Annotated in this window: 12 protein-coding genes and 1 pseudogene; 7 read left to right on the top strand and 6 right to left on the bottom strand. The window is 59.5% G+C overall.

Annotation, left to right across the window (positions count from 1 at the left end; genetic code table 11):
* Nucleotides 1-25: 25 nt before the first annotated feature.
* The 5 genes from PH547_RS25805 to PH547_RS25785 form a co-directional block, all read right to left on the bottom strand.
* Nucleotides 26-2,683, bottom strand: a complete 2,658-nt coding sequence (locus tag PH547_RS25805) for a nitrate reductase (protein WP_285169766.1) — start codon at nt 2,681-2,683, stop codon at nt 26-28.
* Between the two features lie 46 nt (nt 2,684-2,729).
* Nucleotides 2,730-3,065, bottom strand: coding sequence for a nitrite reductase small subunit NirD (gene nirD, locus PH547_RS25800; protein ID WP_260304190.1), 336 nt, complete (start codon nt 3,063-3,065; stop codon nt 2,730-2,732).
* 4 nt (nt 3,066-3,069) lie between these two features.
* The gene (gene nirB / locus PH547_RS25795; RefSeq protein ID WP_283051741.1) at nt 3,070-5,520 is read right to left on the bottom strand and encodes a nitrite reductase large subunit NirB; all 2,451 of its coding nucleotides are present in this window, start codon (nt 5,518-5,520) and stop codon (nt 3,070-3,072) included.
* A 19-nt stretch (nt 5,521-5,539) separates the two neighbouring features.
* Nucleotides 5,540-6,811 carry an MFS transporter gene (locus PH547_RS25790; protein WP_285169765.1) on the bottom strand — a complete coding sequence of 424 codons (1,272 nt, stop codon included), beginning with the start codon at nt 6,809-6,811 and terminating at the stop codon, nt 5,540-5,542.
* Nucleotides 6,812-7,241: 430 nt separating this feature from the next.
* On the bottom strand, nt 7,242-8,033 hold the full coding sequence (locus PH547_RS25785) for a phenylalanine 4-monooxygenase (RefSeq protein WP_260304188.1): 792 nt from the start codon (nt 8,031-8,033) through the stop codon (nt 7,242-7,244).
* 121 nt (nt 8,034-8,154) lie between these two features.
* On the opposite strand from PH547_RS25785, the gene PH547_RS25780 reads away from it, so the two are divergent.
* Complete coding sequence (locus PH547_RS25780) at nt 8,155-8,616, top strand: Lrp/AsnC family transcriptional regulator (protein ID WP_260305249.1); 462 nt, start codon at nt 8,155-8,157, stop codon at nt 8,614-8,616.
* A gap of 34 nt (nt 8,617-8,650) precedes the next feature.
* Here the strand turns inward: PH547_RS25780 and PH547_RS25775 are convergent, their stop codons facing one another.
* Nucleotides 8,651-9,151, bottom strand: a complete 501-nt coding sequence (locus PH547_RS25775; protein ID WP_260304187.1) for an Lrp/AsnC family transcriptional regulator — start codon at nt 9,149-9,151, stop codon at nt 8,651-8,653.
* Nucleotides 9,152-9,282: 131 nt separating this feature from the next.
* Between PH547_RS25775 and hppD the strand changes: the two genes are divergently transcribed.
* From hppD to PH547_RS25745, 6 genes and pseudogenes are all read left to right on the top strand, one after another.
* Complete coding sequence (gene hppD, locus PH547_RS25770; protein WP_260304186.1) at nt 9,283-10,392, top strand: 4-hydroxyphenylpyruvate dioxygenase; 1,110 nt, start codon at nt 9,283-9,285, stop codon at nt 10,390-10,392.
* 57 nt (nt 10,393-10,449) lie between these two features.
* Nucleotides 10,450-11,811 (top strand): homogentisate 1,2-dioxygenase, encoded by a 1,362-nt coding sequence (gene hmgA, locus PH547_RS25765; protein ID WP_260304185.1) that lies wholly within the window; start codon nt 10,450-10,452, stop codon nt 11,809-11,811.
* Nucleotides 11,812-11,848: 37 nt separating this feature from the next.
* Nucleotides 11,849-12,874, top strand: a complete 1,026-nt coding sequence (locus PH547_RS25760; RefSeq protein WP_285169764.1) for a fumarylacetoacetate hydrolase family protein — start codon at nt 11,849-11,851, stop codon at nt 12,872-12,874.
* Nucleotides 12,871-13,503, top strand: coding sequence for a maleylacetoacetate isomerase (maiA, locus tag PH547_RS25755; RefSeq protein WP_285169763.1), 633 nt, complete (start codon nt 12,871-12,873; stop codon nt 13,501-13,503). The genes PH547_RS25760 and maiA overlap by 4 nt, the downstream gene beginning before the upstream one ends.
* Before the next feature lie 314 nt (nt 13,504-13,817).
* Nucleotides 13,818-15,065: pseudogene (locus tag PH547_RS25750) on the top strand (hypothetical protein); the annotation flags it as partial.
* Between the two features lie 201 nt (nt 15,066-15,266).
* On the top strand, nt 15,267-15,396 hold a 130-nt coding region (locus PH547_RS25745; protein WP_285169843.1), incomplete at its 3' end, for a helix-turn-helix domain-containing protein.

Raw genomic sequence — 15,396 nt, 5'->3', positions numbered from 1 at the left:
GTTCCATGGCTATTCTCGGGGTCGGTTATTCGGCCGCCGTCGCAAGGCATCCATCGATGATCCCGCGGATTTCGGCTCGGCAGGAACCGCAGTTGGTTCCGGCGTTCAGCGCTTTGCCGACCGCCTCGACGCTGTGGCAGCCATTGCGAACCGCACCGACGATCTGGTTGACGCCGACGCCGAAACACGAGCAGACGGTTGCGCCGGGATCCGGGGTGTTGGCGCCCGGCCGGCCGGCGACGAGCGCAAAGCGTTTGCGCATATTGCCGTGCGATGAGGACAGTTGCGCAATCGCCCAGTTGCGGGCGACGGCCACTGGCTGGCGGGCCAGAAACAGCGCCACAATCAGCCTGTCTCCGTCGAAGAAGGCCAGACGCAGATCGCCAGGGGTTTGATCGGCATAACCGAGCGGTTCGACGTCTGCAGGAATGTCGAACGTGGCGCGGCACCAGTCCGCCCAGTCTTCCGCAGCGTCGTCGAAAGCCAGCTCCATCCGCCATCCGCCATCGGCCTTGGCGAGTGCCCAATAGGCGGCCTCCAGATGCTGCGGCTTTGCCACGGAAACGGCAAAGCCATAGCGGGATGCTTTGAACGGACGTGCCGCAACAGCGACATTTTTCGAAGCCGGCTGGCCGGAAAAGGGATCGGTGAGGGGCGCGACGACGGTATCGATACGCGCCCTTGCGGCGAAACTGTCGTTCCAATGCATCGGCACGAACAGGCTGCCGCGCGCCTGTCGTTCCGTCACCAATGCCCGGACGGTTACCTTGCCTTGTGGGCTTTCGATCTCGATAAGGCTTGCGTCGCTGACGCCGATTTCGATCGCATCGCGGGGATGGATTTCGGCAAAGGGCTCCGCAATATGCGCCGACAGCCGGGCGCTTTTGCCGGTACGGGTCATCGTATGCCATTGGTCGCGGATGCGGCCGGTATTGAGTGTGAACGGGAATTCTGCGCTCGTGCGGTCCGAAACCGGCATCTTTACGGCCACGAAACGGGCCTTGCCATCGGCATGGAAAAAACCGCCATTGGCGAAGAAGCGCGTCGTCTGCGGTGCTGACCCCGCAGGCTGCGGCCATTGGAACGGCGAGAGCGCGTCATAGTCCTCGGCCGTTATCTCCTCGCAGGCACCAATATCGAAATCCCGACTGCCGTTATTTTCAAAGCCGGAGAGGGCGGCATGTTCGGCAAAAATGCTGGCTCTCGAGGCGAAGGAGAAGGCCTCGGAAAATCCCATCCGACGACCGACTTCGGCCATCTGCCACCAGTCCGGCTTAGCCTCGCCAGGGGAGGGGAGAAAGCCGCGCTGCCGGGAAATCCGGCGTTCGGAATTGGTGACGGTGCCGTCCTTCTCGCCCCAGCCGAAGGAGGGCAGCAGCACGTCCGCATGTCGCGCCGTATCCGTCTGCCGCAAGACGTCGGAAACGACGACGAAGGGACAGGCCTTGATGGCCGCTTCCACGGCATCGGCATCCGGCATCGAAACCACCGGATTTGTCGCCATGATCCACAGGGCTTTGACACGTCCGTCGGCAACGGCGCGAAACATGTCGACGGCCTTCAGTCCCGGCCGTTCGGCGATAACGGGGGATTTCCAGAAGCGCTGCACGCGATCGCGATCGCCTGCATTTTCGATCGCCATGTGGGCGGCAAGCATATTGGCGAGCCCGCCAACTTCGCGTCCGCCCATGGCATTCGGTTGGCCGGTCAGGGAGAACGGTCCCATGCCCGGACGGCCGATGCGCCCTGTGGCGAGATGGCAGTTGATGATGGCGTTGACTTTGTCGGTGCCGGAGGACGATTGGTTGACGCCCTGGCTATAGCAGGTCACCACCTTTTCCGTCGTCTCGAACAAGCGGAAGAACTCGCGCAATTGCATCGCCGGCAGGCCGGTCTTGTCAAGCAGGTCGCCGAAGCTCAGCGCCGAGGCTTCCGCGAAAGCGTCCGAGAAGCCCTCCGTGTGGAGCGCGATGAAATTCTGGTCGATGGCGGAGCTCTGGGCGAGGCGCGCAAGCAAACCGGTGAATAGCGCCACATCGCCGTCCGGACGGATTGCCAGATGCAGGTCGGCAATATCGGAGGTCATCGTTCGGCGCGGATCGATGACGACGACCTTCATCCCCGGGCGCTCCGCCTTGGCGGCGGCAAGGCGCTGGTAGAGGACCGGATGGCACCAGGCGAGATTGGAGCCGGTCAGGATCACCAGATCGGCCAATTCGATGTCCTCAAAGGTGCCGGGCACCGTATCGGAACCGAAGGCACGGCGGTGGCCCGCGACCGAGGACGACATGCAGAGGCGCGAATTGGTATCGATGTTGGCCGAGCCGATAAAGCCCTTCATCAGCTTGTTGGCGACGTAGTAATCTTCGGTCAGAAGCTGACCGGAGACATAGAAGGCAACCGAATCCGGACCATGCGCGGCAACTGTTTCGGAAAAGCGCTTTGCCACCAGATCAAGAGCGTCGTCCCAGTCCGCGCGTTGACCGCCGACTTCCGGATAGAGAAGACGGTCGTCGAGATCGATCGTCTCCGCGAGCGCCGACCCCTTGGAACAGAGGCGCCCGTAATTGGAGGGATGATCCGGATCGCCTTTGACGGAAACCTTGCCGTCGTCGTCGATGCTCGCAATGACGCCGCAGCCGACGCCGCAATAGGGGCAGGTCGTTTTGGTCTCAGCGGGCATTGAGGCGTCCTCCAAGAGCCGAAGATATTGCCGGGCGAAGGACCATTTATTCCGCCGCCATCATGAGACTATCGAGCCTGATCGATAGCACTCCGTCCTCATTGCGCACCGGGATGGTGCGGACCGAACCTTCATCCGCCCCGAGCGCCTTGCCGGTTTCAAGCGAAATGACCCAATTGTGCAGAGGGCAGGTGACGGCTGCACCGTGCACGATCCCTTGCGAAAGCGGTCCGCCCTTGTGCGGGCAATGATCCTCGATGGCGAAGACTTCGTTTTCGGCCGTACGGAAGACTGCGATCTTGCCTTGCGGCGTCTTCACACAACGCGCGCCGCGCAGCGGGATATCCGAAATGTCGCCGATTTCAATCCAGTTCATGCTCATCTCCTTACTCGGCGGCCTGCGGGTAGCCGATCGTCGCCATCGGCTTGAACTCATGCTTGTCCTTGCCGGAGACGCGCTCCGACCAGGGGTCGACCTGAGCGAATTTCTGGCTGAAGACGAAGCGTTCGTAGTAAGCCTTGCGCTTTTCGGCATCCTCCATGATCTGGCGGCGGATTTCGTCGAGACCGATGCGCTTGGCCCATTTGTAGATGCGCTCGAGATAGCGGGCCTGTTCGCGGTACATCTGAGTCAGCGCCACGATATGCTCCAGAGCCTCATCCTCAGTCTTGACGAGGCCAAGCACTTCCGTGCCCTTGATGTCGAGACCGGCAGCGCCTGCGAAATGAATCTCGAAGCCGCTGTCGACGCAGATGACGCCGATGTCCTTGCAGGTTGCCTCGGCACAATTGCGCGGACAGCCGGAAACCGCCATTTTGAGCTTTGCCGGCGTCCACGAGCCCCACATGAATTTCTCGATGCGGATGCCCAGGCCGGTCGAATCCTGCGTGCCGAAGCGGCACCAGTCGGAGCCGACGCAGGTCTTCACCGTGCGCAGGCCCTTGGCATAGGCCTGGCCGGAAATGAAACCGGCCTTGCCGAGATCGGCCCAAACGGCGGGAAGATCCTCCTTCTGCACGCCGAGCAGGTCGATGCGCTGGCCGCCGGTCACCTTCACCATCGGAATCTCGAATTTGTCGACGACATCGGCAATAGCGCGCAGCTCGTTCGAACTGGTCACGCCGCCCCACATGCGCGGCACGACGGAGTAGGTGCCGTCCTTCTGAATATTGGCGTGAACGCGCTCATTGATGAAGCGCGACTGATAGTCGTCGGCATATTCATCCGGCCAGTCGCAGACGAGGTAGTAGTTCAACGCCGGCCGGCATTTCGCGCAGCCGCACGAGGTCTTCCACTCTAGCTCCTGCATGACGGCGGGGATACTCTTCAGCCCCTTGGCCTTGATCAGCCGGCGCACATCGTCATGGCCAAGCTCGGTGCAGGCGCACATCGGCTGCACGGCCTTCGGATTGTAGCTGTCGCCAAGCGTGATCGTCATCAGTTGTTCGACGAGCCCGGTACAGGAGCCGCACGAGGCGGACGCCTTGGTATGGGCGCGCACCTCATCCAGGGACGTCAGACCCTTGGCAGTGATCGTCGAGGTGATCTTGCCCTTACAGACGCCGTTGCAGCCGCAGATTTCCGCATCATCCGGCAAGGCTGCAACGGCCGCCATAGGGTCCAGCGGGGACCCTCCCTGGTAGGCCTGGCCGAAGATCAGCGTCTCGCGCATCTCCGAAATATCGGTCGCCTTCTTCTTCAGGTCGTTGAACCATGCGCCGTCAGCAGTCTCGCCGTATAGCACGGTGCCGATGACGCGATTGTCCTTGAGGATCACGCGCTTGTAGACGCCGGCTGCAGCGTCGCGCAGAACGATTTCCTCGCGATCGTCGCCATCTGCAAAGTCTCCGAGAGAAAAGAGATCGATGCCGGTGACCTTGAGCTTGGTCGGCGTGTCGGAATGCACGAAGGCGGCGGAGCGGTCTCCCGACAAATGCGAAGCGGCGACACGAGCCATTTCATAGAGAGGCGCCACCAAGCCGTAGACCATGCCGCCGACCTCGGCGCATTCGCCAAGCGCCATGATGTCGCCATCGGACGTGTTCATGCCATCGTCGACGACGATGCCGCGGTTGACGGCGATACCGGCGTCCTTCGCGAGCCCGACGCTTGGGCGGATGCCGACTGCCATGACGACGAGGGTCGCGGGAATGATGCGGCCGTCTTCAAGCTCGATGCCTTCGACTTTGCCGTTCCCGACAATCGCTTTGGTATTGGCCTTGGTAATGACTTTGATGCCGCGCTCTTCCACCGCCTTTTGCAGCAGATAGCCTGCAGCCGGGTCGAGTTGGCGTTCCATCAGCGTCGGCATGACATGCAGAACGGTGACATCCATCCCGCGGGAGGCAAGGCCGGCAGCAGCTTCGAGGCCAAGGAGACCGCCGCCGATGACGATTGCCTTCTCACGCGACTGGGCGGCGAGCAACATCGCCTGCACGTCGTCGAGGTCGCGATAGGTGATGACGCCGGGCAGATCCTTGCCCGGCACCGGAATGATGAAGGGCACTGAACCGGTTGCGATCACCAGCTTGTCGTAACTCTCGGTGACGCCGTGATCGGAGGTGACCGTCTTGGCCGCCCTATCGATATTGATGATCCTGTGACCCTTATAGAGGGTGATGTTGTTTTTGATGTACCAGCCATCGCCATGGATGATGATCTGCTCGTAGTCCTTTTCGCCGGAAAGAACCGGCGACAGCATGATGCGGTCGTAATTGACGCGCGGCTCGGCGTTGAAGATCGTCACTTCATACTGGCCGGGCGCCTTTTCGAGGAGGTGTTCCAGCATGCGGCCGGGCGCCATGCCGTTGCCGATGATGACAAGTTTCTGGGTCATAGGGGAAGTCCGATCCGAATTACTGGGCAAAAACGCTGGTATTTGCGGTCGCTGCGCTGTTGCGCTGCAACTGCCGGATGGAGAAGTGCATCCATACCAGCGAGATGGCGACGATCGCGAAGAGCAGCATGAAGCAGCTCGACCAGAGGCCGGTCATATCCTTGAGCAGGCCGAAGGCGATCGGCAGGATGAAGCCGCCAAGGCCGCCCATCATGCCGACGATACCGCCGACAGCGCCGACGGCGCCGGGATAATAGGCGGGGATGTGCTTATAGACGGCCGCCTTGCCGAGGCTCATGAAGAAGCCAAGGATGAAGATGACGACGATGAAGATGGCCGGCGTGATGCCGAAGGCCGGGCCTGCCGCGGTGGCGGCCGGCAGCGAAAGGATCAAGGTGGTGACTGCCGACACCGCCAGCATCGTGTACATGACGCTGCGTGCGCCCTTCTTGTCGGAAAGCATGCCGCCGAAGGCGCGGAAGATGCTGCCGGGAATGGAATAGGCTGCGGCGACCATGCCGGCAGTCTCAAGGTTGAAGCCGTAGACGCCGACCAGATAACGGGGCAGCCACAGCGACAGGGCGACGAAGCCGCCGAACGCGAAGAAGTAATAGAGCGAGAAGCGCCATACCTGCACATTCTTCAACGGCGCGAATTCCTGCAGGAGGCTCTTGGATGCGCCGCCGCCATTGCGACGGGCGCGGAAGGCCGGATCGTCCGTCGTGGTGAACCAGAAGACGATTGCCATGACTGCAAGCACCAGCGCCCAGATCTCCGCGACAGCCTGCCAGCCCCATGCAAGGAGAACGAAGGGGGCTGCGAACTTGGTCACCGCGGCACCGACATTGCCAGCGCCGAAGATGCCAAGCGCCGTTCCCTGCTTCTCCGGCGGGAAGAAGGGCGAGATATAGGCGACGCCGACCGCGAAGGAGCCGCCGGCAAGACCGACGCCGAGGCCGGCGATCAGCATCTGCGTATAGGTGTGGGCATAGGAGAGCAGGAAGGTCGCCACTGCGGCGGCCAGCATGGTGAGCGTGTAGACGAGCCGGCCGCCATAGCGCGTGGTCCAGATGCCAAGAACAATGCGGACGATCGAACCGGTGAGAACCGGAGTACCGACCAGCAGGCCGAACTCGGCCTCATTCAGGCCGAGCTCCTGTTTGATGCGAATGCCGATGATCGCGAAGATCGTCCACACGGCAAAACAGAGCGTGAATGCGAGTGTCGATATCCACAGCGCGCGTTGCGGTGCGTCAGAGGACGATGTCGGCGTTTGGTCAAAAGCAGGCATAGCTTCTCCGTGCGCGACAACGTCGCGCCTTCCTGGGTTCAAGTTGAAACAAAAAAGCTGCCGGCCAGGGTTCGCGCACGCTGGGAGCGCGTTCGTCAATCCTGATCAGCAGCTTTGCTTGGGGCGCCCCACGTTGGACGCCAATCTGTGAGCCTTATCGGCCTCAAAAATAACAAAGCAAGTTGCGTGCCAAATTCATGAAGCCAAGAAAATCTAGTATTATCAAAGGGGAAGGAAATTGTTGACCCGCTGACGGCATGGTCAAATCTTGGGCGGCCTTTGCTGCGGTGCACATTAATCGAGCAAGGCGCTCTGGCGAAAGCCGATAAAACAATGCCGCCAGGTGGCGGCATTTTGGGCGAGTTGCGCTGTGTTGCTTGGCCGCTGGGGCCTAAACGCGTTCGATCAGTCCCACGCGCCTTTCGACGGTTCACGAAGCCTTGGCTTCGAAAGTGGGCGGAAAATCACCCAGCGACTTTGCCTTGACGATCAAGCCTTCGATATCCTGCTCGACGATCGCTTCAAGGTCGGCGAAGCTGTCGATGACGTAGTAGATCGGCTGGACGATATCGATCCGATAGGGCGTCCTGAGGACCGTCAGTAGATCGAACGGCCGGAATTCGCAGGCCTTGCCCTCCATTGCCGCCTTCGCTTCACTTGGCGATGAGACGATGCCCGCGCCGAAGCAACGGCGGCCTTGCGGCGTATTGATCAGGCCGAATTCGACGGTGAACCAGAAGATGCGGAACAGATGCCACGAATAGCCTTTGCCGAGGCGCACGGCGGTTTCGCCGAAATGTCGAACGAAATTGGCATAGCTCTGGTTGGTCAGCAGCGGGCAATGGCCGAATACCTCGTGGAACAGGTCCGGCTCCTCGATATAGTCGATATGCTCGCGACGGCGCAGGAAAGTTGCGAGCGGGAATTTGCCCTGCGACAGGAGTTCATAAAAGCGCGAGGGCGGAATGAGCGCCGGCACACCTTCGACGCCGAAGCCGGTGGTCTCGTTCAGCCGTCGGTTGACATCGAGAAGCTGAGGCACCTTGCCCGACTTGAGCCCCAGGGTTTTGACGCCCTCCAGATATTCGCGGCAGGCCATATTGGCCAGCAGCTTCATCTGACGCTCATAAAGTTCGCCCCAGATCGCGTCTTCTTCGGCGGTGTAATCGTATAAACCGTCCGGGCCGGGCAGTTTGGCGGTGTAGCTGCTTTCCTTGGTCATGCTGATCCTCCCAGCCAGTGCGGCTTTCCTGCAATTGTGCTCCGAGCGGGGAGGATTTTCTTTTCTTTTATGCTGGCTATTGCCATATTGGTGGCAAATATTCTCGAATATGGCGCTGAAAATGAAAGAACCTGGGAATTTTCATCGCAAGCTTCTGCAACTCATCCAGGCCGATGGCAGCCTTTCGCTGGCAGACCTGGCGGAAAAAGCCGGGATGTCGCAGAGTTCGGCCTGGCGGAAGATCCAGGAGCTGGAAGGTGACGGCGTCATCCGTAAGCGTGTGACGCTGCTCGATCCGGGAAAACTCGATCTCAAGCTCTGCGTGATCGCGCATGTTACGCTGGAGGATCATCACGAAGAGGCGGTGGCGTCTTTTGCCTCGGTGGTGCTGGAGCGACCGGAGATCATGGAGTGCTACGCATTATCCGGCGCCTTCGACTATATGCTGAAGATCCGGGCCAAGGATGTGGAAAGTTATGAGGCTTTCATGACCCGATACCTCATGCGCAACCCGCATGTGCGCACGGTCGTATCAAGTTTTGTGCTGCGCGAGCTGAAATTCTCGACCGAACTGCCGATCTAGCGCTTGTCGCGCCGCATTCGCGCATGCTGACAACTCAGCGCGCACTATCGCCATGCCAACTGTGCGGCATGAGGACCGGAAATCCTTCAAATGTCTTCAGCGTATCGAGGACAATCGAGGTCTTCACGTGCTGCACCGACTCGTGGGGCAGCAGGACATCGTTGACGAACCTTGAAAGGTCATTGAGCCCGCGGGTCGCCACCTTCAGGTGATAATCCATTTCACCCGTCAGCGCATAGGCTTCGAGAACTTCGGGCAGTCCGTTGATCAGTTGGGAAAATCTGCGGGCATTGTCTCTGTTATGCGTTGCGAGGGTCACGGAAATGACCACCAGCATATCCAAACCCAGCTTCTGCCGGTCCAGGTTGGCCTGGTAGCTGCGGATATATCCCTCGGACTCCAATCTGGTCCGCCTTCGCGAGCATTGCGAGGGCGAAAGCGCGATCCGCTCGCCCAATTCGTTGTTCGTCAACCGACCGTCTTTCTGCAATTCCTGCAGCAGGCGCAAATCCAATTTGTCGAGCTGTTCATCCATTGCGCAAAATCTCAAAAACTCTCACGATCCGTGCATAATATCTTCCTCAGGCATGAAGAATGCAAGAACTTTGCGCGTGTTTTGGGCCACACTTTGCATATCAAATTCATCGTCTCTGAAGGAGAAAGAAAATGGGTCCTTTCCCGCACGATGCGCCGCCTTCGGAAATAACCGCCGACAATCCGGCCGGCACCGATGGCTTCGAATTCGTTGAATTCGCTCATCCCGAGCCTGAGAAGCTGCGCGAGCTCTTCACGCGCATGGGGTACGTTCCGGTCGCCAAGCACAGGACGAAAGACATCACCGTCTGGCGGCAGGGCGATATCAACTATCTCCTGAACGCCGAACCCGGCAGCCATGCCGCTCGTTTCGTTGCCGATCATGGTCCCTGCGCTCCGTCGATGGCCTGGCGCGTCGTGGACGCCAGGCATGCGTTCGAACATGCGGTGGCAAAAGGTGCCGTTCCCTATGAAGGGGATGACAAGGCGCTCGACGTCCCGGCGATTGTCGGCATTGGCGGCTCGCTGCTTTATTTCATCGAGACCTACGGTGAGAAGGGATCGGCCTACGATGCCGAATTCGACTGGTTTGGCCAGCGCGACCCGCGCCCCGAAGGGGTCGGTTTCTATTATCTCGACCACCTGACGCACAATGTCTTCCGCGGCAACATGGACAAGTGGTGGGCTTTCTATCGCGAGCTGTTCAATTTCAAGCAGATCCACTTCTTCGATATTGACGGGCGCATCACCGGTCTGGTGAGCCGGGCCATCACGTCACCCTGCGGCAAGATCCGCATTCCGCTCAATGAATCGAAGGACGATACGAGTCAGATCGAAGAGTTTCTGAAGAAGTACAAGGGCGAAGGCATCCAGCACATCGCCGTCGGAACGGAAGACATCTACGAAGGCACCGACAGGCTTGCCGCAAACGGTCTCCGCTTCATGCCGGGTCCTCCGGAGACCTATTACGACATGTCCTATGAGCGCGTGAACGGCCATGACGAACCCATCGAACGCATGAAGAAACATGGTATCCTCATCGACGGCGAAGGTGTGGTGAATGGCGGCATGACGAAAATCCTGCTCCAGATATTCTCCAAAACCGTCATTGGTCCGATCTTCTTCGAGTTCATTCAGCGCAAGGGCGATGAAGGCTTCGGAGAAGGCAACTTCCGTGCTCTTTTCGAGTCCATCGAGGCGGATCAGATCAAGCGCGGCGTCATCGGCACCGCGGCAGAGTGATCTTTCGGCGACCCTGCGCACAGGTGGGGTCGCCCCAATTTTCGGGAGGATTGAGCGATGGACCAGACGAGAACCCGGGGTTCCGATCGCCGGTCTGCGGCGGCGGAGACGCTGCAATATATGCCCGGCTTCGGCAACGACTTCGAAAGCGAGTCGCTGCCCGGCGCTTTGCCGCAAGGCCAGAACAGCCCGCAGAAATGCAATTACGGTCTCTATGCCGAACAGCTTTCGGGTTCACCGTTCACCGCTCCCCGCGGGACGAATGAAAGATCATGGCTCTATCGCATTCGCCCGAGCGTGCGTCATACCCGCCGCTTTTCGAACGCTTCCTATCCTCTCTGGAAATCCGCACCCTGCCTTGACGAACATTCGCTTCCTTTGGGGCAGCTTCGCTGGGACCCGGTGCCCGTGCCAAACGAGAGGTTGACCTTCCTGGACGGGATTCGCACGATCACGACCGCCGGCGATGTCATGACCCAGACAGGCATGGCGTCACACGCCTATGTCTTCAACGAGGACATGGTGGACGATTATTCCTTCAATGCCGATGGCGAGCTGCTGATCGTGCCCCAGGTCGGTGCCATCAGGGTGTTCACCGAAATGGGCATCATGGACATCGAGCCCCTGGAAATCTGCGTCATCCCGCGTGGCATGATGTTCAAGGTGACGCGCAAGGGCGATGAGAAAGTCTGGCGCGGATATATATGTGAGAACTACGGCGCGAAATTCACGCTGCCGGATCGGGGGCCTATAGGCGCAAACTGCCTGGCAAACCCGCGCGACTTCAAGACCCCGGTTGCCGCCTTCGAGGACAAGGAGACGCCCTGCCGCGTGCATGTCAAATGGTGTGGCAAATACTACGTCACGGAAATAGGCCACTCGCCCCTCGATGTGGTCGCCTGGCATGGCAACTATATTCCCTACAAGTATGATCTGCGGACGTTTTCCCCGGTCGGCGCGATCCTGTTCGACCATCCCGATCCGTCGATCTTCACTGTGCTGACCGCCCCAACCGAAAGTGCCGGCACGGCGAACGTCGATTTCGTGATCTTTCCGCCGCGCTGGCTGGTGGCGGAACACACCTTCCGCCCGCCCTGGTACCATCGCAACATCATGAGCGAGTTCATGGGCCTGATCCATGGCCAATATGATGCGAAGGAGCAGGGTTTCGTGCCGGGTGGCATGAGCCTGCACAATATGATGCTTCCCCACGGGCCGGACGCATCGGGCTTTGAAAAAGCATCCAATTCCGAGCTTAAACCTGTAAAGCTGGAGAACACCATGGCGTTCATGTTCGAGACGAGGTTTCCACAGCAGGTGACGAAATACGCGGCCGAGCTCGAAACGCGGCAGGACAATTACCTGGAATGCTGGGACGGCCTGGAACGCCGCTTCGACGGTACTCCCGGCATCAAGTGAAGTCCGGTCGAACATCCTCCGACATTGGGATTGGGACATGAAGCTTGCGACTTTGAAAGATTCCACAAGGGACGGTCGGCTTGTCGTCGTCTCCCGCGACCTTACGCGCTGCTCCGAGGTCGGTCACATTGCCCGAACGCTGCAGGCAGCGCTCGACGATTGGGAGCATGTGGCTCAGAGGCTTGCGCTGATTGCTGAGGGTATCGAGACGGGAGCGCAGCCGACGATCCGTTTCCACGAACATGATGCTGCGTCGCCTTTGCCGCGGGCCTATCAGTGGGCTGATGGTTCGGCCTATGTCAACCATGTCGAGCTGGTGCGCAAGGCGCGCAACGCCGTGATGCCGGACAGCTTCTGGATCGATCCGCTGATGTATCAAGGCGGCTCGGACGGTTTCCTTGGTCCACGCGACCCTATCGTGATGGCTGATGAGGCCTATGGGATCGACATGGAAGGCGAGGTTGCCGTCATCGTCGACGATGTTGCCATGGGGTCCAGTGCGGAGGCCGCCCGCAGCGCTATCCGCCTGGTCATGCTCGTCAACGATGTGTCGCTGCGCGGCCTCATACCCGAAGAACTGGCAAAGGGATTTGGTTTCTTCCAGGCCAAGTCCGCATCGGCATTTTCTCCGGTCGCGGTGACGCCGGACGAACTTGGGGAGGCGTGGGATGGCGGCAAGCTGCATCTTCCGCTGCTCGTGAGCTTGAACGGCAAGGCGTTTGGCAAGGCGAATGCTGGCATCGACATGACGTTTGATTTTGGCCAACTGATCGCCCACGCCGCCAAGACCCGCAATCTGGTGGCCGGCACGATCATCGGCTCGGGAACGGTTTCCAACAAGCTCGATGGTGGGCCGGGCAAACCGATCGACGACGGAGGAGACGGCTATTCATGCATCGCCGAGATACGGATGATCGAGACCATTGAAACCGGATCGCCGAAAACTCCATTCATGCAGTTCGGAGACCAGGTCCGCATCGAGATGAAGGATCGGACTGGGCATTCGATCTTCGGAGCGATCGAGCAGACGGTCGAAAAATATGAAGGATCGAAGGCGCCATGAATGAGGTCGTTCTCTACGACTACTGGAGATCATCGGCGAGCTACCGTGTCCGCATTGCGCTCAATATGCTCGGGATCGGCTATAAAACCGTGTCGATCAACTTGCTGGAAGGCGAGCAGCGGAGCGCGGATTATCTGGCGCTCAATCCGCAGGGGTTCGTGCCGACGCTGGTGATCGACGGGAGGACGCTGACGCAGTCGCTCGCAATCATCGAATATCTCGCCGAACTTCGGCCGGAGTGCGGATTGATGCCACAGGACATTGCGGACCGGCAGCACGTGCGGGCGCTTGCTTACGCGATCGCTATGGACATTCATCCTATCTGCAACACGCATGTCGCGGCGCATGTCATGACCATAACGGACAAGGCCGACGCCCGCGACGAGTGGATGAAGCACTTCATCACGAGCGGACTTGGCAAACTGGAAGCAATGCTGGGCGAGAGCAAGGGAGAGTTCAGCTTTGGAGATCAGCCGACGATGGCGGATCTCTGCCTTGTTCCGCAGGTCTACAACGCCCGCCGCTGGGGGGTGGACATGACCGATTTCAGGCGCATAGCCGATATCGATGGCAAGTGCGCCAAACTGCCCGCCTTTCAGGCGGCGCATCCTGACCGCGTGAGACCATAACGGCAAATCCCGACTCATGACGAAGTCTGAAGAATCACTAGACTAAAGGGCCTCTTGGCGCGCCCAGAGGGGTCAAGGCTGGGCTGGCATCGAGAAATGCCACCATCCGTTTGATTTCGCGATGAAGAATCCTCCAGAGGACGTCTGAAGGAGAGGCTGCGAAGTCAGCCAACTTCAGGTTCAGGCAAGCCCCTTTTCGTACCCAGCATTTAAAGAATGGCGGAATCGAGTGGCCGATGCTCATTCAGAGCTTGGGCAAACATGCCGCCTGTTGGTTGTTGAGACGCTGGACTTAACGTTTAGGATTTGCGGGCATGACTACGATCGCTTCTTCCCTGACTGTCAATCAAATCAGACTTCTTTCGACAGCGTCGGTCGCGGCGTGGTCCACCGAAGATGTGGCATCGCTTTCCACAGCGCAGATCCAAGCGCTTTCTTCGGCTCAGATCGCAGCTTTGGATACGGAAGATGTTGACGTCCTCGATACCGAGCAATTGAGCGCCATTTCGCAAGGCGCCATAATTGGTTTGACGCTGGATCAACTGAGCGTTCTCGATAAGGTTTCTATTGAAAGTCTGAGTTCAGGCCAGGTTTCCGCGCTCACCACCACGCAGCTTCATGCTCTGACGACAGATCAGGCTGAGGCTCTGACGACGGATCAGGTCGGCGCCCTGAAGATGGCGCAACTCGCAGCCCTGAGTGCGGACGATATAGCGACGTTCTCGACCGCCGATATCGCGGCGATTGCCAGCAAAGCCGTCTCGGGTCTGGGCACGGACGCCGTCGCGGCGCTTTCTACCGATCAGGTTGCCGCGCTGACGACAAGCCAGGTCAGCGCCCTCAAGACGACGCAACTCCAGGCCTTGGATACCGATCAGCTCGAGACCCTGTCGACCGATCAGATTGCTGCCTTGAACAGCGGCGCGATTGCAGGTCTGAGCACCGATCAGATCGCGGCCTTGAGTACCGCTCAGGTCGAGGCTCTGACGCCGGCACAGGTGAAGTCGCTGAGCTCGACGCAGCTCGCGGTCCTTGGTGCGGATGACATAGCCACATTCTCGACCGCCGATATGGCGGCGATCACGAATAAGGGCATCCTGGGCTTGGTTACCAACATTGTGGGAGGTCTGAGCACCGACCAGATCGCCGCTCTGAGCACCAGCGCGGTCGCTGGCCTGACGACCGATCAGGTCGCGGCTTTGAGTGCTGATCAGGTTGAAGCCCTGTCGTCGACGCAGATCAAGGTGTTGAGCTCGACGCAGCTTGCGGTCCTTGGCGCAGATAACATAGCGACATTCTCGACCGATGATGTCGCCGCGATCACGAACAGGGCCGTTCTCGGCTTGGATACGGATATGATCGCAGCGCTGTCGACCGATCAGATTGCCGCCTTGAACACCAATGCGGTCGCAAGTCTTACGACCGAACAGATTGCGGCCATGAGTACTGCTCAGGTCGAGGCCCTGTCATCGGCGCAGGTCAAGGTATTGAGTTCGACGCAGCTTGCGGCCTTGAGTGCGGAGGACATGGCGACCTTTTCCTCCGCCGATATCGGGGCAATCACGAACAAAGCGATCCCGGGCTTGAGCGCGGACTGTAGATTCCGATGATTTACCGGACGGCGTTCCAATCAAAAACCGGACACGATTCCGAGAATTAGCCGGACGCGATTCCGATTTGATACCGGACAGTTTTTCAACGTAAGCAGTGCCCCTGGGTCAGCAACCTTGGCATGCATTTCCTTTTGAACTTGAGGAGATGGCATGTCGAAGAGACGAAGGCTGACCATGAGACAACTACGACATTTGCTTCGACTGCGATCAGACGGCGTGAGCGTTCGCGATATTGCCGATCTGCTCGGGATTGCCCGCAGCACGGTGCAGGACGGGATCG

Source organism: Rhizobium cerradonense, assembly GCF_030182455.1.
Lineage (GTDB): Bacteria > Pseudomonadota > Alphaproteobacteria > Rhizobiales > Rhizobiaceae > Rhizobium.
Note: the sequence above shows the minus strand (reverse complement) of the source record. Positions and strands in the feature narration are given on the sequence as shown.

What these genes read in the sequence shown, in the direction of transcription:
- PH547_RS25805 (WP_285169766.1), bottom strand. Translation starts at nt 2,683, where the DNA reads ATGCCCGCTGAGACCAAAACGACCTGCCCCTATTGCGGCGTCGGCTGC.
- nirD (WP_260304190.1), bottom strand. Translation starts at nt 3,065, where the DNA reads ATGAGCATGAACTGGATTGAAATCGGCGACATTTCGGATATCCCGCTG.
- nirB (WP_283051741.1), bottom strand. Translation starts at nt 5,520, where the DNA reads ATGACCCAGAAACTTGTCATCATCGGCAACGGCATGGCGCCCGGCCGC.
- PH547_RS25790 (WP_285169765.1), bottom strand. Translation starts at nt 6,811, where the DNA reads ATGCCTGCTTTTGACCAAACGCCGACATCGTCCTCTGACGCACCGCAA.
- PH547_RS25785 (WP_260304188.1), bottom strand. Translation starts at nt 8,033, where the DNA reads ATGACCAAGGAAAGCAGCTACACCGCCAAACTGCCCGGCCCGGACGGT.
- PH547_RS25780 (WP_260305249.1), top strand. Translation starts at nt 8,155, where the DNA reads ATGAAAGAACCTGGGAATTTTCATCGCAAGCTTCTGCAACTCATCCAG.
- PH547_RS25775 (WP_260304187.1), bottom strand. Translation starts at nt 9,151, where the DNA reads ATGGATGAACAGCTCGACAAATTGGATTTGCGCCTGCTGCAGGAATTG.
- hppD (WP_260304186.1), top strand. Translation starts at nt 9,283, where the DNA reads ATGGGTCCTTTCCCGCACGATGCGCCGCCTTCGGAAATAACCGCCGAC.
- hmgA (WP_260304185.1), top strand. Translation starts at nt 10,450, where the DNA reads ATGGACCAGACGAGAACCCGGGGTTCCGATCGCCGGTCTGCGGCGGCG.
- PH547_RS25760 (WP_285169764.1), top strand. Translation starts at nt 11,849, where the DNA reads ATGAAGCTTGCGACTTTGAAAGATTCCACAAGGGACGGTCGGCTTGTC.
- maiA (WP_285169763.1), top strand. Translation starts at nt 12,871, where the DNA reads ATGAATGAGGTCGTTCTCTACGACTACTGGAGATCATCGGCGAGCTAC.